The sequence below is a fragment of the Phycisphaera sp. genome (assembly GCA_025916675.1).
Classification (GTDB): Bacteria; Planctomycetota; Phycisphaerae; order Phycisphaerales; family UBA1924; genus JAHCJI01.
The window spans coordinates 487,010-507,657 of the sequence record CP098402.1 but is presented as its reverse complement, the minus strand read 5'-3'; the positions used below and the strand labels follow the sequence as shown (position 1 = coordinate 507,657).

The 20,648-nt window shown below is 63.0% G+C and carries 17 protein-coding genes and 1 tRNA gene; 7 read left to right on the top strand and 11 right to left on the bottom strand.

Going from position 1 to position 20,648, the window contains the following annotated elements; translation table 11 throughout:
- Window positions 1-8: 8 nt before the first annotated feature.
- Entirely contained in the window at window positions 9-3,749 is a 3,741-nt protein-coding gene (locus NCW75_02235; protein UYV13115.1) for a PAS domain-containing protein, read from the bottom strand.
- A 184-nt stretch (window positions 3,750-3,933) separates the two neighbouring features.
- Between NCW75_02235 and NCW75_02230 the strand changes: the two genes are divergently transcribed.
- Window positions 3,934-4,545 carry a hypothetical protein gene (locus NCW75_02230; GenBank protein ID UYV13114.1) on the top strand — a complete coding sequence of 204 codons (612 nt, stop codon included), beginning with the start codon at window positions 3,934-3,936 and terminating at the stop codon, window positions 4,543-4,545.
- Between the two features lie 194 nt (window positions 4,546-4,739).
- Window positions 4,740-6,620, top strand: coding sequence for an asparagine synthase (glutamine-hydrolyzing) (asnB, locus tag NCW75_02225; GenBank protein UYV13113.1), 1,881 nt, complete (start codon window positions 4,740-4,742; stop codon window positions 6,618-6,620).
- A gap of 20 nt (window positions 6,621-6,640) precedes the next feature.
- Here the strand turns inward: asnB and NCW75_02220 are convergent, their stop codons facing one another.
- Together NCW75_02220 and NCW75_02215 are read right to left on the bottom strand one after the other, a co-directional pair.
- Window positions 6,641-7,576, bottom strand: a complete 936-nt coding sequence (locus NCW75_02220; GenBank protein UYV13112.1) for a mechanosensitive ion channel family protein — start codon at window positions 7,574-7,576, stop codon at window positions 6,641-6,643.
- Window positions 7,577-7,606: 30 nt separating this feature from the next.
- On the bottom strand, window positions 7,607-8,467 hold the full coding sequence (locus tag NCW75_02215) for a DUF481 domain-containing protein (GenBank protein ID UYV13111.1): 861 nt from the start codon (window positions 8,465-8,467) through the stop codon (window positions 7,607-7,609).
- 151 nt (window positions 8,468-8,618) lie between these two features.
- Here NCW75_02215 and NCW75_02210 point away from each other — a divergent pair, with 151 nt between their 5' ends.
- On the top strand, window positions 8,619-9,341 hold the full coding sequence (locus NCW75_02210) for a peptidoglycan recognition protein family protein (protein ID UYV13110.1): 723 nt from the start codon (window positions 8,619-8,621) through the stop codon (window positions 9,339-9,341).
- 23 nt (window positions 9,342-9,364) lie between these two features.
- On the opposite strand, the gene NCW75_02205 is transcribed toward NCW75_02210, so the two are convergent.
- Complete coding sequence (locus NCW75_02205; GenBank protein ID UYV13109.1) at window positions 9,365-10,168, bottom strand: YggS family pyridoxal phosphate-dependent enzyme; 804 nt, start codon at window positions 10,166-10,168, stop codon at window positions 9,365-9,367.
- 80 nt (window positions 10,169-10,248) lie between these two features.
- On the opposite strand from NCW75_02205, the gene NCW75_02200 reads away from it, so the two are divergent.
- Window positions 10,249-10,740 (top strand): redoxin domain-containing protein, encoded by a 492-nt coding sequence (locus NCW75_02200; GenBank protein ID UYV13108.1) that lies wholly within the window; start codon window positions 10,249-10,251, stop codon window positions 10,738-10,740.
- A gap of 1 nt (window position 10,741) precedes the next feature.
- Here NCW75_02200 and NCW75_02195 read toward each other — a convergent pair whose 3' ends face one another.
- Both NCW75_02195 and NCW75_02190 read right to left on the bottom strand, forming a co-directional pair.
- On the bottom strand, window positions 10,742-11,812 hold the full coding sequence (locus NCW75_02195; protein UYV13107.1) for an MBL fold metallo-hydrolase: 1,071 nt from the start codon (window positions 11,810-11,812) through the stop codon (window positions 10,742-10,744).
- Between the two features lie 367 nt (window positions 11,813-12,179).
- The gene (locus tag NCW75_02190; GenBank protein UYV13106.1) at window positions 12,180-12,398 is read right to left on the bottom strand and encodes a hypothetical protein; all 219 of its coding nucleotides are present in this window, start codon (window positions 12,396-12,398) and stop codon (window positions 12,180-12,182) included.
- A 53-nt stretch (window positions 12,399-12,451) separates the two neighbouring features.
- On the opposite strand from NCW75_02190, the gene NCW75_02185 reads away from it, so the two are divergent.
- A protein-coding gene (locus NCW75_02185) for an IS3 family transposase (protein UYV13105.1) occupies window positions 12,452-13,569 on the top strand; the annotation gives its coding sequence in 2 pieces (ribosomal slippage) (window positions 12,452-12,707 and window positions 12,707-13,569; 1,119 coding nt in all).
- A gap of 181 nt (window positions 13,570-13,750) precedes the next feature.
- Window positions 13,751-13,823: transfer RNA gene (locus NCW75_02180), tRNA-Ile, on the top strand.
- Window positions 13,824-13,842: 19 nt separating this feature from the next.
- Here NCW75_02180 and NCW75_02175 read toward each other — a convergent pair.
- The 5 genes from NCW75_02175 to NCW75_02155 form a co-directional block, all read right to left on the bottom strand.
- Window positions 13,843-14,247: a response regulator gene (locus tag NCW75_02175; protein ID UYV13104.1), complete on the bottom strand. Its 405-nt coding sequence runs from the start codon at window positions 14,245-14,247 to the stop codon at window positions 13,843-13,845.
- A 148-nt stretch (window positions 14,248-14,395) separates the two neighbouring features.
- Window positions 14,396-15,157 (bottom strand): sensor histidine kinase, encoded by a 762-nt coding sequence (locus NCW75_02170; GenBank protein UYV13103.1) that lies wholly within the window; start codon window positions 15,155-15,157, stop codon window positions 14,396-14,398.
- On the bottom strand, window positions 15,144-16,517 hold the full coding sequence (locus NCW75_02165; GenBank protein ID UYV13102.1) for a CHASE domain-containing protein: 1,374 nt from the start codon (window positions 16,515-16,517) through the stop codon (window positions 15,144-15,146). Before NCW75_02165 ends, NCW75_02170 begins: the two co-directional genes overlap by 14 nt.
- 275 nt (window positions 16,518-16,792) lie before the next feature.
- The gene (locus NCW75_02160; GenBank protein UYV13101.1) at window positions 16,793-18,481 is read right to left on the bottom strand and encodes a DUF1338 family protein; all 1,689 of its coding nucleotides are present in this window, start codon (window positions 18,479-18,481) and stop codon (window positions 16,793-16,795) included.
- A gap of 104 nt (window positions 18,482-18,585) precedes the next feature.
- Complete coding sequence (locus tag NCW75_02155) at window positions 18,586-19,941, bottom strand: aminopeptidase P N-terminal domain-containing protein (GenBank protein ID UYV13100.1); 1,356 nt, start codon at window positions 19,939-19,941, stop codon at window positions 18,586-18,588.
- Between the two features lie 74 nt (window positions 19,942-20,015).
- On the opposite strand from NCW75_02155, the gene NCW75_02150 reads away from it, so the two are divergent.
- Window positions 20,016-20,648: a peroxiredoxin gene (locus NCW75_02150; protein UYV13099.1), complete on the top strand. Its 633-nt coding sequence runs from the start codon at window positions 20,016-20,018 to the stop codon at window positions 20,646-20,648.

The window sequence follows — 20,648 nt, the reverse complement described above, 5'->3', positions numbered from 1 at the left end:
TCGGGTGCTCACGCTGCGGGCCGCTGCTGCCTGGCGCCCAGTAGCGCCTCGATCAGTTCATGCTTGTTGACCGGTTTGGCCGCGTAGGCGTCGCAGCCGGCTTCGAGGCAGCGTTCCTCGTCGCCGGGCATCGAATGTGCTGTGAGCGCCACAATGGGCAGTTGGCATCCCCGCTCGCGGAGCATCTTCACGACGGTATAGCCGTCAAGGTTGGGCATCTGCATATCGGTCACGATGGCGTCGAAAGGCATCGCAGCGTGCAGTGGGCCGTCGACCGTTCCATCGTCGGTAAGCAACGACAACCCTAGCCGCCCATCCGCTGCGGTCGTCACGTCGGCTCCGGCCCGGCGCAGATGGGTGCAGATCAGGCGCAGGTTGTCCAAGCCATCTTCCATCAAGAGGATGCGCAGACCGGCAAGGGGTTCGCCTCCGTTCCTGCTCGTGGCCGCCTCGCGTGCCTTCCGGATGGGGCTCAGTGAGAGCGAACTGGCTGGCACACTCTCGGCACCGATCACCTGACCCGCTTCGATCGTAAGCGTAAACGCGCTGCCCTCACCGGGGATGCTCTCGACCGAGATGTCGCCGCCGAGCATGTTGGCGAGTCGCTTGCTAATACGCAAGCCCAGGCCGGTACCTCCAAACCGGCGCGTCATCGACGCGTCCGCCTGCGTAAACGCGGTGAACACGTGTTCGAGTTGCTCGCTGGTCATGCCAATGCCGGTATCGCACACTCGGAACGAAAGCCTGCCACCCTCGGGCCCGTGCTCGTATCCCATCGAAACCGACACGGTGCCCCTCGCGGTGAACTTGATGGCATTGCCCAGCAGGTTGACAAGGATCTGACGCAGGCGTGTAGGATCCGTCAGCACTGCCTTTGGAACGTCTGTGCGACTATCTAATACAAGATCGAGCCCCTTGGCATCGGCCTTGACACGCATCAGCCGGGCTACGTCTCGCAGGACTTCGTGCGGGGCGGTCTGCAACCGCTCGACAACCATGCGCCCCGCGTCGATTTTCGAGACATCCAGGATGTCGTTGATGATCGTGAGCAAGTGCTCGCCGTTGCGTTTGATGACTTCCACGTGTTCCGATCGCTGTTCGCCGGTAAGGTTCGCGTCATCGAGCAAATCGGCGTAGCCGAGGATGGCCGTCATCGGGGTGCGAATCTCGTGGCTCATGTTGGCCAGGAACTCGGTCTTGCTCCGGCTCGCATCTTCAGCGCGCAGCCGCGCTTCGCGGAGTTCGGCTTCTCTCTCCACCTCGGCGGTCACGTCCCGGGCCGTTCCGAAGAGTCCACCAATGTTACCATTCTCGTCGCGCCGCACTCGACCCTCGACCGTGACAAACCGCACGCCGTTGCGATCATGCCGCCTTTGGAGCGTCAGAGCGTACGGGGTACCCTCGGTGAGTGCGATCTCGATGGCCTGAGCGAGACGGGCGGAGTCTTCCTCGACATACTGGGCCAAGACTTGTTCGTTTGTCGGCGCCCCCGTATCGGATGGCAAGTCGAACAGGTAGAAGAGGTGTTTTGACCACGTCGCCTCGCGCGTTGCAGCGTCGTAGCTCCAACTGCCCATGCGCGATATCGTCTGGGCCACTTCGAGCGCCTGATTCGATTCTTCGAGTGCCTCACGCTGGGCACGCTGGTCGGTAATGTCCTGGAACGCTCCGGCCACCCTCACTATCTTGCCTTCGACGTACACCGGCTCGCCGACCGATCGAACCCAGCGGTGTCGTCCCTTCGCCGTGGTAAACGGCATCTCGAAATCAAATGCCTCACCAAACTGAATCGCCCGCTCCACGTATCGGCCCACCTGCTCGCGCACATCCGGCGCGTAAAACTGGATCGCCGATTCCAGGCTCGGCTCAAAGTCCGCTCCGACTTCATGGATGGCCTTGACCTGGTCGGACCACACCAGAACACCACGAAGGTGATCGAGATCCCACCCCCCGACTCCAGCCAAGCGGACCGTGTTGGCCAATTCGGTCTCACGCCGGGCGAGTTGCGTCTGCGACTCGACCTGCTCGTGCACGTCCATCTGGATCCCGACCAACCGGCTCCCGGCCTGGCTGATTGAATCCGCGGTCGACTTTCCAAACACACGGGTCCATCGCCACGTGCCATCTTTGTGTCGCATGCGACACTGGACCCCAATGAACGGCTGCTGCCCTTCAACGTGCCTTTGAATCTGAGACTCGAGGAGCTCAAGATCTTCGGGATGCACGCGCGTCAGTAGCGTGCTCGCGTCGGGTATCAGATCACAGGATTGCTCGCCGAGAAGGGCCGCCCACCGCTCGTCGCACGCAAACTCGCCCGTATCCAGATCCCAATCCCAGAAGCCCATCCCGCCGGCTTCCAGGGCGAGTTCCATGCGGTGATTGGTTTCATTCTGCAGCGCCTCACCAAGCACCACGTCCGTGACATCGGAGTGTGTGCCCACCATACGAATCGGCTCGTCGTGCTCGTCCCAAGCAACAACCTTGCCCGACGCGCGAATCCAGCGCCAGTTCCCATCGCGATGGCGCATCCGAAATCGCACATCCTGATACGGCATTCCGTTATTCACATACTCCCACAGGCGCGATTGGCAATTCGGGAGGTCTTCGGGATGGACCCGTGACGACCACGCGTCCGTCGTGTTTCCGACTGTCTCGATCGTCTCACCGATCATTTCTGCCCAACGCGCATCGAGGCTGAGCCTTCCCGTCTTGATCTCCCAATCCCAGGTTCCAAGATCGCCGCCAGCAAGCGCCATCTCGGTGCGCTCGGCCTGTTCGAGGAGCGCGCGCTCCATCTCGATCTGCTCGGTCACGTCTCGAGCCGCCGCATACACGAAGCCGCCTCGACGGTTGGCCCGCCACTCGAGCGTTCGCCACGACCCGTCACGGCTTCGGTAGCGATTGCGGAATGGTGCGATCGAGCCACCCTGCGAGAGCGTCTCCAAGCGACTTTCGGAAGTGCTGATGTCATCGGGGTGGACGAATTCCCTGAACTCTCGGGAGCAAAGCTCGTCGCACGATATGCCGAGGAGGTTCTCCCAAGCGTCGTTGGCCTTGACGTACCGGCCCTGGAAATCGATGATGCACAACAGTTCGAGCGAACTCTCGAAGAAGCCCGCCAGTTCGGCCATGACCCGCTCTTGTTCGATCTGAGTGAGCTTCCGTTCGGTGATATCGCTCTCGATGGCCATGAATCCGATCAGCGCACCATCATCGTTGTGCCGCGGCTGCATGTCGAGCAGCACCCAGTAATCGCTTCCATCCTTGGCGCGGTTGAGCAACTCACCCTGGAACCCTCGATCATTCGACAGTTGCTCGAACATGTCGTCGAGCGTGCTCGGATCCGAGTTCGGGCTGAATAGGACTTGGCCCGGAACACGCCCGATCATCTCGTCGAGGGTGTATCCCGAGATGCGCGTGAACGCATCATTGACCCAGATCACACGACGTTGGACGTCGGTGACAATGACGGCGTTGGTTGTCCGGCGGGCGATGTCGGCCAGCCATTCGAGGTCCTGACGCTGCGTCGACGCCTCGCTCTTCAGCCGGCGCAGCGCCTGTACGAGTGGCCACGCAACAGCTATCACAAAGCAGATCTCGGCCGCCAGCATGAGCCCATGCAGATTGCTGAGATGGTCGATCAACAAGACCGCGAAGACAAACGCCAGCACGAGCCCCAACGCCGAACGCACGAGGACGCGCACGATCCACCGGCGTCTCGTGTCGGGTTTGGCTTCTGCTGTTTGCACCGCTCGAGGGCTCCACCAGAACATTGCATTGGCCCGATAACATCAATACCCCGGCCACTGTTCTACCTATCGGATCGGCCGATCCGTCCCGCCAGTGCAGCCCGATTCGCGTGCACCACCCAGAGCAAGCCTCACGACGCAGCGGGTCTGCGGCACGGGCGGGAAGCCCCCCTACCATCCGCCGATGCCCCGCCAGATCGTGCGCTTCTATCAGCGAAGCCGACTACTCAATATCAATCTCAATCTCGTGCTGGCGGGCTTCATCGCGATCGCGCTGGCCAAGTTCCCGGTCATGCTCATCTCTGGGTGGCTCGGAGCCGAGTACAAGTTCCTCATCACCCTCATCGCCTACGGCCTGGACACCATCTTCGACGTGGCCGTCTACTTCGGGCTGCACTGGATCGCCAACCACTGGAAGCCGTCGCTGGTCCATGGCACCGGCCCCAAACCCGAACTGCCCGCCCACCGCAAGAACTTCCTGGCGGACGCCGGCCGCGTTCAGGCCGAGCGGATGATCCTGGTGCCGGTGTTCGCCGCCGTGTCGATCGGCATGATGTACAGCCTGCAGAAGTACGCGGGCGTGTCGGCATCGTGGGCGTTCGTGTACAGCTTCGCCACCGCGATCCTCGTTACCCGCACGCTGCACACCATCAGCGGCATCTGGACGGGCACGTTCAAGGGCGATCACCACTACGAGGCCAAGGGCACGGCCGAGCCGGGCACCGTCGAGCCTAAGACCATGCCCGAGCCCGCCGACGCAACGGAGCCCGCGTCGCGCGAGCGTGAAGCCGTGTAGCCCCGCACGGGCCTACAACCCTCACCATGTGCGGCATCGCCGGTGTATTGCGAATCCACGAGCCAGGGCAGGCACCCCACCCCCTCGAGGCCATCCCCGAGGCGTGGCTCGACGTTCTCGACGAGGGTATCAGGCACCGCGGCCCAGACGGCCAGGGCCGCTTCCGAGATCGCGCGACCCGCCCCGACGGCACCATGGTCGACGTTGCGTTCGTCCACCGCCGCCTGAGCATCCTCGACCACGCGGGCGGCCACCAGCCCATGGTCCACGATGGCGAGCGCCTGCGCGCCGACCTGACCTACCAGCCGGGCGAAGAGCCGAAGCTCGCGCACGAACTGTGCCCCGACAAGCCCCTGGTGGCTGTGGTCTTCAACGGCTGCATCTATAACCAGCACGAGCTGCGGACGGAGCTGACCCAGCAGGGAGCGTGGTTCGAGACGGACCACTCGGATACGGAGGTGTTGGTGCATGGGTGGCGGAGGTGGGGCCTGCTCACGCAGGATCGCGTCGACGGCATGTACGCAATCCTGGCATGGGATCGCGCTACCGGCCAGTTAGCCGCAGCACGAGATCTGTCGGGTGAAAAACCACTCTTTCGCACGCGCGAACCCCGCCAACGGATCGTGATATATGCGTCTTCCGCCTCGGCGATTGATCACTGGACCGCTCGTCACGATCCGGACATTGCCGAACCGATTCGATTCCTCTTCGCCTGGGTCCCATTTGGCTTCCACTACCTCAGCCCCACAACCACAAGCCAGTCGTTCCAGGGCGTGTGTCGGCTTCACGGAAACGGGCCCTCCGAGGGTGCCGATACGCCCGGATCAGGCCGCCCAGATGATGAACGCGACCGCCGCTGGAACCGCCCTGTGCGCGGGGGTCTCGGCTATCCACTCACGCATCACCTTGCGGCGCAAGAAATGCTCGAGCGATCAGTTGCCGATCGTCTGGAAGCGGATGTCCCGCTCGGCGTGTTCCTTTCCGGGGGCATCGACTCCGGATTGCTAGCCGCGATCGCAAATAAGCAAATCGAGGATTTGCGCACATTCACCCTCAGGATGCCGGACCCAGCGATCGATGAATCCGAGGCGGCCGCTGAGACCGCACGCACCCTTGGCACGCTCCACACCACATTGGACTGCGAACCAAATCCCGCGGAGGATCTCGTACGCCTGGTCCATCAACTCGGCTTACCGCTCGGTGACAGCTCACTCTTGCCTACATACTGGCTGTGCCAAGCGGCGCGCGAGCACGTGCGAGTTGCCTTGAGCGGCGATGGCGGAGATGAACTCTTCGGGGGATATCGACGCCATCAGATTGCGCCAGTGTTGAAGCGACATCGAAAAATCTTACGATACCTGCCAACCCGATTGATTGACCAGCGTTCCCCGGGTGGCAAGGGCACGTATATCGCAAGGCTCGTCAAAGCTGCCCGGCACAACGGCTACGACGAGTTGTTAGCCATCTTCCAGACTCCAGATCTTCGCCGGTTGCTCGGCACTGACGCAGTTCTCAATCTCCACCAGCCGTGCAGCATCGGCGGCAAGGATCCGCTCACACGAGACTTTGCGTACTACCTCTCCGACGACCTCCTCCGCAAGACCGACACCGCCTCCATGGCCGTCGCCCTCGAAGTCCGCGCTCCGTTCCTCGCGCGTGAACTCGTCGAAGCCGCGCTGCGGACGCCGCTCGGCGTGCTCATGCCCAATGGCGAACGCAAGGGCCTGCTCAAACAAGTCGCCCGCAAGTACCTCCCCGCCTCAATCGTCGACCGCCCGAAGCAAGGCTTCGCTATTCCCATCGGCCAGTGGTTCCGCGACGACTACGGCGGACTGCGTCAACTGCTGTACGACCACCTCGAGTCGGCCGACCCGTTCCCGGGGCTGGCGAGTGCGGGCGTCGGCATCAACATGAACTTCGTGCGACAGATGCTTCGCGAACACGACGCCGCGGGCGAGAAGTCACTGAACCCCTGGCACGGGCGCGACCACTCGCAGCGGCTGTACATGCTGCTGGTGCTCAGCATATGGGCAGAATGGCTCGACGGGTTGCGACCCGCCGAGCCATCGGAGTAGTCCCGAGTTGGCGAGCCGGCTCAGCCCTTGTCGAGGGTGACCTTGATCGCGTTGGGCACGTGGATGTCGCGCTGCGGGTAGGGAATGCCGATGCCGGCCTTGTCGAGCGCGTACTTCACGTCGCGCGTGAGCCGCTCCTTGACGGCCCAGTAGTCGGCGGCGTTCACCCAGACACGGACGGACCAGTCGATGGATGACCCGCCGAGTTCGCTGAGGTAGATCACCGGATCCTGATCGGGCAGCCGACCTTCAACGTTGCTGGCCGCGGCCATCAACGCCGCACGCGCCTGATCGATATCGGCTTCGTACGCGGTGCCCACCGAGACGTCGGCGCGTCGCGTCGTGTGATGAGAGACGTTCTCGATCGTATTGCCGAAGATCGCGCTGTTGGGCATGATGATGCGGCGGTTGTCGGGTGTGTCAAACGTAGTTGTGAAGAGCTCGATCTCCTCGACCTTGGCCGTCACACCGTTGACGTTGATGACGTCACCCACTCGGTAGGGCCGGAAGATGAGCAGCATGACGCCTGCGGCGACATTGCCCAGCGTGCCCGACATCGCCATGCCGATGGCAAAGCCCAGGGCGGCAACCACCGCGGCGAAGCTCGTCGCCTCGACACCGAAGGTCTGGAGGATCGTGACGGCCCCCATGATCATGATGGCCCACTTGACCAGATTCCCGAAGAACTTGGCCAGCGTGATCTCGACCCGGGCCTTGCTGGTCGCCTTGATCGTCAGCTTGCGGGCCCAGCCGGCGACCAGCAACACGACGATGATGAGAACAATCGCCACCACGATGGGCTGCGCGATAGACCACACCTCGGGCAGGGTGATCTGGTCGAAGTTGCCGCTGCTGATTTTCTCCCAAAGTTGACCGGTGGTATCCTGGAACTTGGAAGCCTCGGCAGCCTGCTCAGAACCCTCGGCGGACGAACCGCCATCTTCTTGTAAGAACATAATCTTCTCCCACAGAATTTCGGACTGTGACTAGAACGTCGCGAGAATCGTCAAGAAATACTTGACGTCGTGCTCTTTCGCATCGCCAGGATCCGAGTCGTACTCGTGCTCGGCACCCACACGGAGTCGCAGATCGGCCGTATCGGCCAGTAGCACATCGTGCGAGATGTAGCTCACCGCACGGAATTCGCCGAGATCGTCCAGCGCCGGGAAGACCTCGGTGCCGGCCGCGAACGTGTTGCGATCGTTGATCTCCCAGACGAAGTCCAGGCCAACAACGCCTTCTGGGTGCCACGTGTCGTCGGTCCCACCAAATTCGCGCGTGACGCCCGCACCAATACGACCCGCGAGCGAAGCCCGGTCCTGGCCGTTCTCCAGCAACGCACGCTCCTTGAGGAACTCGTAGCCCAGGCCACCGAACAACTGGAGCCGGGTTTCCCAATCCTGGAACTCGTCGTACTCGTACACGCCGAACACGAACGTGAAGTACCGCTCGCCGGGATACAGCCAGTCGTTCTCGCCGCGGGCCCGGCCCTCGTTCTCCGAGACACTGCCCTCGTCCTCGCCGTAGAGGTAGCGGGCCCGGAAGAGCGTGCGGAGCGTGTCGGTCTCGCGTTCGGTCTCGAAGATGGCGCGGATGTTGAGGTTCTCGGTGTTGCCGGACGACCCGGTCAGGCCGAACTCGGCCGTCCGCGTCCAGCCCTCCCAAAAGCTGGTCGGCCCGGATGTATCTTCAACGCCGGCCACTCCCTCATCGCCAGCCGCTTCGGGATCCGACTCCTGATACGGGAACTCCAGCGTTGGGAGGTCAAAGTCTGACCCCCACGCAGCGGCGGCCACCGAAAAAGCAGCCACCCCCGCCAGAATACGGGATTTGTTCGAAACGCTCATAGGGACTTCTCCTTCTCTTGCTGTCGTGTCGGCTGGCCCCACGAACCGATGACTGGGCCGACACGGGTCGAGCGGGGAGTTTACCATCCCTTTTACCGGGAGTCGAAGCCCAATCCTCGACCCGGATTTGGCGTCTGTCCGATGATTCAGCATGGTGGAATATACTCCAACAAGGCGCCGGTTCCTGACGGGCACGTTCGCGATGGGCGTGCTCACGCTGGCCGGCTGCGCCTCGTCACGGAACGGCTACGCGCTCGGCCCGCCAGCGCCCGCTTGGCCGGCGCAAAGGCGGTTTGGCAGCGATCCCTACCCAACGACCGGCCGGACGCCGGCAGCGATCGACCTGCCAGTCCCTGCCAACGCGCCGCACGTCATGCCTCGCTCGGCTTGGACACGTGAGCGGCCGAAGCTCGCCCTGGCGAACCGCATGGGCCGCATCCAGCGCATCACGATCCACCACGACGCCATGGACGCCGCGGGATTCAGCACCGCGGGGCAGGCCCGCCAACGGCTGAGCAACATCCACCGGGCCCATACCGACAATGGTTGGGCCGACATCGGCTACCACTATGTCATCGACCCGACCGGCACCGTCTGGGCGGCGCGCCCGGTCCAGCTCCAAGGGGCACATGTCCGAGACTGGAACGAGCACAACCTGGGCATCATGCTCATGGGCAACTTTATGCACGAGCGGCCGACGCCCCAGGCGTTGGCGTCGCTGAAAGCCCTGGTGCGCAGCGAGAGCGCCCGCTACCGCGTGCCGGCCTCGCGGATCAGCACCCACCGCGAACTGGCAAATACGGCGTGCCCCGGCGACAGCCTGCAGCGTCAGGTCGATGCCGCTCGCAGCCAACGCCTCGCCGGCTTCGCGTAGATCCGGTTCTCACGATTTCCTGATTAGCCCTGCTCGGCCCCGCCGGCGTGATCCTGTTCACCAAAGATGGCGCTGCCGACACGCACGAGGTTCGCGCCTTCTTCGATTGCCACCTCGAAGTCGCCCGACATGCCCATCGACAGGATGTTGAACGCGCGGCTCACCATGCCCTCGCTCACGACCTCCTCGAACAGCTCGCGACAACGGCCGAACACGATGCGGCTGTCCTCGGGGCTGCCCGTGTCCGGGGCCATGGTCATTAGGCCACGCAGGCGCAGGTGGATCATCGAGTGGATCTGCTCAACGACATGCATCAGGGCGGGCGACGGGCACCCCGCCTTGCCGGCCTCGCCGGAACAGTTGATCTGGAGCAGGATCTCCACCGGCTTGTCACGCTTGAGCCCGACCTCCTGGAGTTCCTCGGCCACCCGCAGGCTGTCCACGCTGTGGATCAGGCGGCTCGCGTCGGCAACCTGCCGGGCCTTGTTCCGCTGGAGCTGGCCGATCATGTGCCAGCGGATGGGCTCGTGCTTGGACGCCGGATCTCCCCCGAGGGCCGCCCCTAACGATCGCATACGCGACACTTGCTCGTCGAGCATCGGGGCCCGCTGGAGCAATTGTTGCACGCGGTTCTCACCAAAATCCCGGTGGCCGGCTTGCACGAGTTGGAGGATCTGGTCTGGCTCGGCGTACTTGGTCACGGCCACCAGCAGAACCTGCTCGCTACGGCGTCCGGCCTTCGCGGCCGCACGCTCGACCCGCTCACACACATCGGTGTAGCGGGTGAGGAGGTCGCCCTCGGACATTGCCGGCCCTGCGATCGCCATGCCCTAGCATACGCCCCGAAGGACACGCACGGGCAAGCCCCGACTACTGGTTTTCCGAGCCTTTCAGGAGCTCTCAACGCATGGCCATGACCACCGAGTTACCCCCGCGAGACCAACCCATCGAGCAGGGCCAGCCCGCACCCGGATTCACCCTGCTGACTCAGGACCGCGAGGAGTGGACGCTCAGCGACGCCCTCGAGAGCGGCGACGTGGCGATCTGCTTCTACCCGATGGACTTCAGCTCGGTCTGCTCGGCCGAGATGAAGTGCGTGAACGACGAGATTTCCAACTGGAAGAGCAAGGGTGTCCAGGTCGTGGGCGTCTCCTGCGACAGCTTCTGGACCCACAAGGCTTGGGCCGAGAGCATGGGCCTCAAGCAGACCCTACTGGCCGACATGCACCGGGCCGTGTGCAAGGCATACGGCTTCTATTGGCCCGACCTCAACGTCTCCAGCCGCGGCACCGTGCTCGTTGGCAAGGACGATGGCGGCACGCCGGTCGTCCGCTGGGTCCAGTCGCGCGAGATCGGTAGCGCGATGGATCTCGACGACTTGCTTGCCCAACTCGCCTGATTCAGAGCTCGAACACATCTCCGCGTTTGGCGACTCGGAAACCACGACGCTCGATCCCAACGCGTGCCGGCGAATCCGCCCACTGCGCCGGGTTTGTGTGGTTCAGGTGGATGAAGTGCACTTTCTGCCGCTGGTCGTGAGGCAACGGAGAAAGCCGCTGCATCGTGTCGGTGATGCGTGGATGCGGAAACGTGCTCATGTCCCGGCCCGGGATCTCGTTGTTGTCATAAAACGTCGCGTCGAGATACGCACGATCCACACCGCGGAGAACATCGAGAAGCCGCACGCCCATGCCCTCCCACTCTTCCCACGAGTCGATATCGGGAATGAAGACCACCGAACGGCTGGGGCCGTCGATACGAAATCCAAGAACCTCGCTGTACTCCTGCCGATGCGGAACGGCGAACGGCGTCACCGTAACCCCAATCCCAAGGTCAACCGGTTCGTCAACGGTGAGCCGGCGGAGTTCAATGTTTTTGTACCGTACGAGCTGGTCCCACGGCCCGTTCGTCGAGAGGTATTCTGCCATGCGCGGAGCGACGTAGGTCGGCACCGCCGAAGCCCCCATCGACTCGTGCCCCAGGAACATCAAGCCCGTGTAGTGCCCCATGTGCGCGTGCGTGAGGAACACGCCATCGAGCCGGATCGGCGCCTCCGCTTCGGGATGCGCCCGGCTGAGTGCCCAAGCCTGTTCCCGTAAGTCCGGCGTGGCTTCGATGATCCAGCGTCGCCCCGTGTTCGGATCCACGATCCCCAACGAGGTCGCCAGCCTCCGCTGGGTGGGGTCGGCCCGAGCGGGGTGCCCTGCAGGCGAGTTCATCTGCGGTGAGCCCGCATCTTGCGCCGTCCCAAGCACGATGAGGTAAGGCCCATCGCCGGCGAAATCGCCGTCGTGGGTTTCTTTCACAGAGGCGACACACCCGGCAAAAAAGGCACTGCCTACAGATATGAATGCAATAGCCACCAACCAGAGCCTTGCGCGGAATTCCCCGGACAAACTGGCCATGCCAATACCCCCCATCATATGGGAACCGAATAAGGCTAGGCGGAGCGTGCGAACCGCGATCTGCACCGCTGCGGCGACTTGCTGCCCAACAGCCCGAATGATATTCTAAACCACGGACGGCGCTACGATCACGCCACGAATAGCGGAGACAGCTTCAAGAAGTAGCCGGGTCGGCCGATCGACGCAGGCCTAAACTAAGTTAGTGTGTATGACCCGGCCCCGTAGCTCAGCGGTTAAAACACGCGACTCATAACCAAGAGCAACACTACAACGCAATGCCAAAAAGCCCGGCGCTCTGCCAGGGCCGATCTTCGCGAAGGGGTCGTGTCGATCGATCGGCCTTTGTATTCCTACATCCATCCAAATGGAGTCCACGAATATAGTAGTGAATGGATCACCGCCCGATCAACGATCCGAGTAATAGCCCGGGCGATCAAGGCGCTTGGGTAGCGTCCTCTGCCGGTCCGACGCGCATCCACACCTGCACCTCAGTCTGGTACAGCCCGTTGAGTTGTGAGATCTGGTCGATGAGTTTGGCGAGTACCGGGTTGCGGGTGTCGTTGTGATCGCTTGAGATGTCACTGGTGACCTGGATGATCCAGAATGGGGTGTTGTTGAAGGCATCTGCGCTCGTACCCGTTTCCTGGTCCATCCGTAGGGTGAGGCTTCGCGCAAGAATCCGGCCTCTGTTTGGAGGTCAGGACGATGAAGAAGAGCAGACTCAGCGAGGAGCAGATCGCCTTCGCGCTTAGGCAGGCCGAGGGCGGCACGCCGGTGCGAGAGATCTGCCGCAAGATGGGTGATTCTGAACAGACGTTCTACCGGTGGAAGAAGAAGTACGCCGGGATGGGCGTAGCCGAGGTGCGTCGGCTGAAGCAGCTCGAGGGTGAGAATCGCAAGCTCAAGCAGCTTGTTGCTGATCTGAGTCTCGACAAACACATCTTGCAGGACGCCCTCAAGGGAAAGCTCTGAGGTCTGGTCGTCGCCGGGAGATGGTGAAGAAGACGCAGGCGGCGTACGGCGTGAGCGAACGCCGGGCGTGCGAGGTGGTTTGCCATCCCCGGGCCACGCAACGCTACGCGAGCGTCAAGGACCATCAGGCCGTGCTGAGATCACGAATCAAGGAAATCGCGGGCGTGCATGTCACGTGGGGCTATCAGCGAATCTGGATCAAGCTGCGCCGGGAGGGCTGGCTCGTGAACCGCAAGCGGATCTACAGGCTGTACCGGGAAGAAGGCCTCTGCGTTGGTCGGCACAAGCCGCGTCGACATCGCAGCAGCGTGACGCGACCTGAGTTGACCAGGGCGACTCACACCAACGAGAGCTGGAGCATGGACTTCATGTCTGATCAGCTCTTCGATGGCCGCCGATTCCGGCTGCTGACGATCGTGGATGACTTCACACGCGAGAGTCTGGCGATCGAGGTGGCCAGCGGCTTGCGCGGCGACGACGTGGCGAGGGTGCTCGATCGGATCAAAGCCGAGCGCGGCTCGCTGCCACAGAAGATCCGCGTGGACAACGGGAGCGAGTTTACGAGCAAGCGGCTCGACCAGTGGGCGTATCTGAATGGGGTGCGTCTTGACTTCAGCAGGCCCGGAAAGCCCACGGATAACGGGTTGATCGAGGCCTTCAACGGGCGGATCCGCGCCGAATGCCTCAACGAGAACTGGTTTCTTTCGCTCGACGATGCCAGGGAGAAGATCGAAGGCTGGCGGCTGCATTACAATCAAGATAGACCACACAGCGCCTTGGGCAACCTGGCCCCCAAGGGATCCTGCATCATCCGGCCAGGCGGACCCGGCCGGATGATGCAGGATCCCTAACCCTCAAGCTGGTACAGGAACGGGGACAAGCGCAGTCACAGCCTACCTCAAGTTCTATTTGGACTATAGAAACTCGGTTATCATGGCACTCTGGTGCCCTATCCTATTTTGTACTTGTAGTGCATGAGCACGCGATTTGCTGTGGGCCAATCTCGTGTAAATCATTGTCCCAACAGCAATTAGCCCCGTAGCTCAGCGGTTAGAGCACGCGACTCATAATCGCTTGGTCCCCGGTTCGAATCCGGGCGGGGCTATTGATTGATCTAGGCAGGGCTAGGCCGGACGTCGGACGTCACCCTGCTCGGCCACGGGCTCGGCTAGGGTGGCTCCGACCAGTTCCGCAAGAACCGAGCCCTCGAAGGGCTTCTCCAGGAAACGCACACCAGGGATGCCCACCAGCTTCTTGCGGGGGGCGTCCTTGAACCCGCTGATGATGATCATCGGAACATCGGACACCCTCCGGATGTTCTCAGCGAGTGTCTCACCATCACCTTGCGGCATGTTCAGATCGCTGATAATCAGATCCGCACCGTGCAACTTGAACAGGCTCAGAGCCTGCGCACCCGAGCACGCCGACTCGCACCGGTATCCCATGCCACCGAGGCGCGCAGTTAGTGCTGCCAGCACACCACGGTCATTGTCAACCAACAGGATGGACTTCGGAACTGTGATTGCCATTGGTTCACCCTGAATGAGTGTCATGCTGCCACCGACGTCGCTGCGCCGAGGGCGTCCAATACCGTGCTCGCCTCATAGGGTTTCGTAAGGAAGCCCACAGCGCCCGCCGCCTTGGCCTGCTCCTTCACCGTATCCTGGATATTGGCTGTCAGGAATATAACCGGGACCTCGGACGTGCTGTCCTCAGCCCGGAGCCGGCGGAGTACCTCGAACCCATCCATGTCTGGCATCCGCAGGTCGAGCAGGATGACATCCGGGAGGCTGGCCTGGGCTGCGGCCAGGCCGGTCGGCCCATCACCAGCGAGAGCCCGGGCCCGCGGTCGGTCACACCAATCCTGACTTCGCCGGGAACGTCTGAACTGATGGCACTGAGCACGATCGTGCTGCCCTCGGGCGAGAACTTGATGGTGTTGGTCATCAGGTTACTAATGACGCGGCGCACTTTCTCTTCGTCGGCAAAAACCATCGGCAGGCCTTCCTCGACGTATTCTTCGATCACGATTGACCGGGACGAGGCCTTGCGTGCCAGGGCCGCGCGGCCGTTCTCAAATATGGTCTCCGCGGTATACGACCGATGCTCCACGCGCAACCGTCCAGCGCACAGCTTACTCGAATCGAGCAAATCTTCGACCATGTGGTTTAGGTCAACGACCGCACCGGACATGATCTTGAGATACTCTCCCTCTTGTCCGGAAACAGGCCCTGCCAACCCGTCGTTGATGATCGATGCAAATTCCTTGATCACCGCCAGCGGAGTTCGGAACTCGTGCGACACATCATCGACGACGCGATGTGCTCGCTCGGCCATCGCGTTCAGATCCGTGTTCTGCTTTGCGATGAGATCGCTCGACCTGCGGAGGTCCTCGGTCGTGGCCTGCAGGTCACGGGTCCTGCTCTCAACCAGCGCCAACGCATTCGCCCGGGCGCACCCAAGTAGCCAGACGAAGCCCGCCGTCAGAGTACTCAAGACCAGGCCGTATAGCATCCCAATCGTGCTCTACGAAGAATGGACGCCTGCATCGAACGCCGGGCTGCTCTAGTTTGTCCTGCACCAGCGTGATGCGATGGGTGAGCGTCGGCTCTCCCGTCCAAATGGCCGTCTCGACGGCGTTGCGACGGTTCGATTCCGAACCCACGTCGTATCCCCACGCGAGCATGTTGTCCTCGAGCGGATCGATGAACTTGATCGGGTAGAGCACGTCGTGCTCGCCAACCGTCTTGATGCGATACTCCGGCGCATGATCAGCCCGTTCGCGTGCGAGGAACTGCTCGAGTTCTTCCTTGGGCACACGCTCGATGAACCCCATCCCGATGGTCCCGGGGAACTCCTCGGCGAGATCTCGAGACTTGACATAATCGCGAAACTCCAAGCGGCTGACATGTTCACTGCCAGCGTACATGCCTCTTGCGCCTTTCAACCCATACACCGGAAGATAGACACGCCGGCCCGCTTCGACGATGACACGATCCGTGAGCCTCTCAAACTGAATCTGGGCGGTTTCGATCTCTCGAGAAGTGGTCCGCTTGGAGACCAACGCCGTCATCGCGATCCCAATGGCGAACACCAGGACAACGGTGGCCGCAAGCCAGAGCCGGGCCCGGGTCTTCGGGCGGCGCGCAATGGCCACCTCTGCATTCGATTGCGTGACTCGGGTCATAAACGTGGACGCTCCAAGCAGCACGAAGAGCCAAGAAGTGTGCAAGGCCATCGTGGAGAAGAACGGCACGCTCCAGAGGGCCCCATCGTCGATGAGCGATGACGCCCCGGCCATGAAGCCGATCGCGATCGTTCCCATCGTGAACGCGGATGCGAGCCACTTCATGGACTCTCGCGAGTTCCGAGTTGAGCAGAGAGCAAGCGGCACGCTCATCAGCAACATCGCCAGAGCCGTGGCCTGCGACATGCGCCCCGGCAGGTGCCCGGTGTCTCGTACGCGAGAGATCGTGTCGATCGCAAACAATTCGTCGATGCCAAGGTTCACGCCCGCCACCATCTCCGTGATGGTGAGCAAGGCGAGCACACCAGCGAGACTCGCGGCAACCAACGCAAGGCGACGTGGCCAGGTGCTCCGGCGGCAGTTTCGGTACGGCATGTTGAGGCAGAGCAGCGAGACACCGCCCAGGCACAGCCCGAGCGCTGTATTGAACGTCATCGCCGGCAATCCGGGCAGCAGAGAAGTCACACTCTCCCAGTGGAACTTCCAGGCCAGCATAACCAGAGCGGTAACCCCGCACGCGATCACGCCGATCAGGCGCACCGCGTGCGACACCCAGAAGCGACTCCCGCGCTCGATCCTGTCGTCTTGGACTGTCTCAATGGCGACATTATTTAGGGGGCTGTGAAGCGACAAAGCACGAGGTCTGTCGGCACACCGCAACCCATCCTGAGGTCAAAGTACCCGGACCATCGGTGTAGCACCCCCGTTTCCCCTACTCAAAGTGGCTTGAAACCCACAAGGCCACGTCCCGTAACCAACTCGTCGAACTGGATCAGGAATCTACGAGGGTGGGAAGAAAGCTATGGCCATTTCATGCGCCAGAAGCGTCACACAACCCGATCGGCACCGGCCGCACGCTCCAGCCGTTGACGCTCGGCCTCATCAAGCCGGCCGGTCAATCCCAGTGCTTCGTACACGTCCAACCGCGACCGCGCGTCGGCAGCCGCATACGCCGCATCGGTATCAATCACGCGCTTGTCCATGATCATCTCGAGCTGCTCGCGTGAGTACTCGGGCTTGTTGGCCGCCGTGGATGCCGTGCCGTACTGGTTCAGGTTTGATGCAAAAATCCCTGCCGCGCTCACCGGCAGAAAGTCCTCGTACCGCAAGCCTTCGTGAGAGACACACCCCTGCCTCACGAGTTCCTGCATATCGGTCTCGGTCATCGAGCCGGCCGCCGCCAGTCCCGCCTTGGTCGGTACGTACTCAGCATACACCAAGCCCTTGGCCAACAAGCCACCCAGCGTTTTCGGGAAACTCGCGAACGCGTCGGTGTGCATCTGCAAGAATGCTTTCTCGTCACGCTTGGCCAGATCGGGATCTTCCGCCCGCGCCCCTTCGAACGCGGCCAGGCACCGGTCGTACATCGCTCGCCCCGCCGGCGTCGTCGCGTAGAAGCGCTGCTCGATCTCGCCGAAACGCGCGGTGTGCGATCCCTCGACCTCGCTGCCGTCCGCTTCTACGAACACCACCGGCTCGGTCAGCGCCCGGTACGCATCCTGCCGTAGCAACACCGGCGTGTCCGCCGCCGGGCCCTCGGTAAAGTCCTTGAAGCCCGCGTGCGGCAGTTCCGACAAGTCCAGATCCGCCTCGCCCAGCCGATCGGCCAACGCCGCAATGTGCGAGCCCAGCACGCCCGAATCGATATCGGCATCACCGACGCCCCGCACCCTATCTGCGCCAAGGTGCTTGAAATGCAACGCCAGCCAGTCGGGCCCGCTCATCAGCAGCATGCCCTCGAACGCCCGAGCCGCCCGCGTCTCGAACGTCGCCCGATCGCTCTCGCCCATGCAGAACTTCATCGCCGCCGTGTACACGTCCATGCACAGCGTGTTGGGCGTCAGGTGGTTCAGGTGGTGCCGCTCGAAGCACGCGATGTCGGCGGCGATCTTGAACCCACCCTGGCACAAGTCCGTGTACAACCCGTGGTCGCGGGCCCGCCCCGTCCACTTGAAGATCCGCCCCGTCGCCTCACCGATCAACTCGTCGGCATCGTCCCAAGTCAGCCCGCCGTCGCTCTCACTCTTGTTAACCAATTCGATGGCACGTTCCGAAAACACCTGCCGGTCCGCCAGCACCGCCTCGATGCGCGCCCGTGTACTCTCATCGAAGTAGTCGGTCATCAGCAGCGACGTGAACACCCGGTGCTCGGGCTTCTCGGGCGAGCGGAACGCCGTCGCGATCACAGGCTGGCTCTTCGCACCGATCGACGTCGTGTCATAGAAGTTATGTGGCTCCATCCCGAAGCACCCGAAGAACCGCGTCACGAGCCGGTACTCGTCGGCCCGTCCGATCCGGATCGCCCCGTGCCGCTCACCGCCCGTGCGCTCGACCTCCTCGTCGCTCACCACAAAGCCCGGGTGCCGCACCGACAGCAGCCCGCACACCGCCCGGTTGCACACCGCGTTGACCGCCTGCGCCTTGTCATACAACGGCACCTCCCGCCCGAACATCGCCGAAAGCTCGGCAAACAAACGATCCTGCATCTCGATCTTGTCGGCAAAGCCGGGGGGCATCTCACACTCCGTCGCAAGGAGATTGGCCAATCCCAATCGTACGCGCTACGGGACAGGCCCCACCCAAGTACGCGCCGCACTGGAAGTCGCCGCCCGGCACGGGGTCAATCCAGCCCCTTCACGATCCCTGCCGTCAGATTCTCGCGCCCACCCTCGGTAATCACCACATCGTCCTCGATCCGCACGCCCTGGATCTCCTTGCGCAACGAATCGACCACCCCCCACTGCACGGCATCGCCAAACTTCTCCCGCGTCTCGGCCACCTCGATCAACCCAGGAATGAAGTACAGCCCAGGCTCGATGGTGAACCCGTGCCCCGCCTCCAGCGGGATGTCGACACGAACGCCCACACCACCCGGCCCCTTCCGCGGCTCGCGCCCGGGCAGCCGCCCGCCCGCGCCGCGCACGCCCAGGCCGATCATGTGCCCAACACCGTGCGGAAAGAATAAGCCCGCCACGCCGCGCTCGACCAGTTCCGCCGCGTCGCCCTTGAGTGCGCCCAGGCCGATCAGCCCCTCGAGCACCACCTCGCTGCACCGTCGGTGCACGTCGTGCCACTCCACACCCGGCTTGCACATCGCCAGCCCGGCCTCTTCCGAGTCGATCACGATGTTGATCACGTCCCGCTGCGTTTGCGTCGGCTCGCCCACCGACCAGGTGCGTGTCACGTCGCCCGCGTAGCGCTTGTGCGACGCGCCCGAATCGACCAGCACGCACTCACCCTTCGAGATCACCCGATCCCCCGGCGCAAAGTGCAGCACCGCCGCATTCGGCCCGCTGCCCACGATCGTGTCGTACGGCGTGCCGTCCCCACCATTGCGAAAGAACTCCGCCTCGATCTCCACCTGCAACTGCCGCTCGGTCATGCGCGCGGCCTCTCCGCTGGTCAGCACGCGGTGCGCGTACGCGTGCCCCGCCGCGGTAGCCGCAGCGGCGTTGCGCATGTTGGCAATCTCCACTTCATCTAACACCCGCCGCGAGTGCAGCAACGCCTCGGCCAGCTCCGCGCTCAGCTTCGCATCGACACCCCCGCCATACCCACCAACCGGGCACCCCAGCATCGCCACCGAGCGCCCGCGACGCTCCACCAGCCACGACCCAAGCTCGGCCAGCGGCGCGCCCTCCCACGTCACGTCACCCTCCCACGTGCGATGCGCCTGCGTCACCTCGGGCGCGAACACCCGCCACGGCGTCTCGCTCTCGTCGGCAAGGTCGATCGCCAGCACACCCCCCGGGCATTGCTGCTCGGTCAGGTAGTAGTAATCGCTGTGGGCCATGAACGGGTACACCCGGTCGTGCTGCCCGGGCACCGAGATCATCTCCCCCGCCCCCAACAACACAACCGGCATGGGCCCCGACGCCCCCACCACCTCCCGCGCCCGCTCACGCAACGCCGCTGCGGTCCGCCGGCGGCGGGCAAGGAGATGGTCGGCGGCAACGGCTTCGGTCGGCTGGCTCATGAGCCCAGTGTATGAACCCAGTCGAGCGAGGCCGACCTATCCTTGTTTCCCACCCCAAGAACAGGAGATTTCCCATGGCCATCCGACTCGGCGACACCGCACCGGACTTCACCGCCAAGAGCACCCAGGGCGACATCAATTGGCACAACTGGCTCGGCGAGAGCTGGGGCGTGCTCTTCAGCCACCCGGCAGACTTCACGCCCGTCTGCACCACCGAGCTCGGCGCCGTCGCCAAGCTCAAGCCCGAGTTCGACAAGCGCAACGTCAAGGTCGCCGGCCTCTCGGTCGACCCGCTCGACAGCCACGAGAAGTGGGCGGGAGACATCGAGGAAACCCAGGGCGCCGCCCTCAACTTCCCGCTCATCGCCGACGACGACCGAAAAGTCTCCGACGCCTACGACATGATCCACCCGAGCGCCGACAACACCATGACCGTGCGCTCGGTCTTCGTCATCGGCCCGGACAAGAAGGTCAAGCTCACCCTGACCTACCCCGCCAGCACGGGCCGAAACTTCGACGAGCTCCTCCGCGTCATCGACTCGCTCCAGCTCACCGCCAAGCACAAGCTGGCCACGCCGGCTAACTGGAAGCAGGGCGAAGACTGCATCATCGTCCCGGCCGTCAGCAACGACGAGGCGAAGGAGCTCTTCCCGGGTGGTTTTACCGAGGTGAAGCCATATCTGCGGACGACGAAGCAGCCGAGCTGA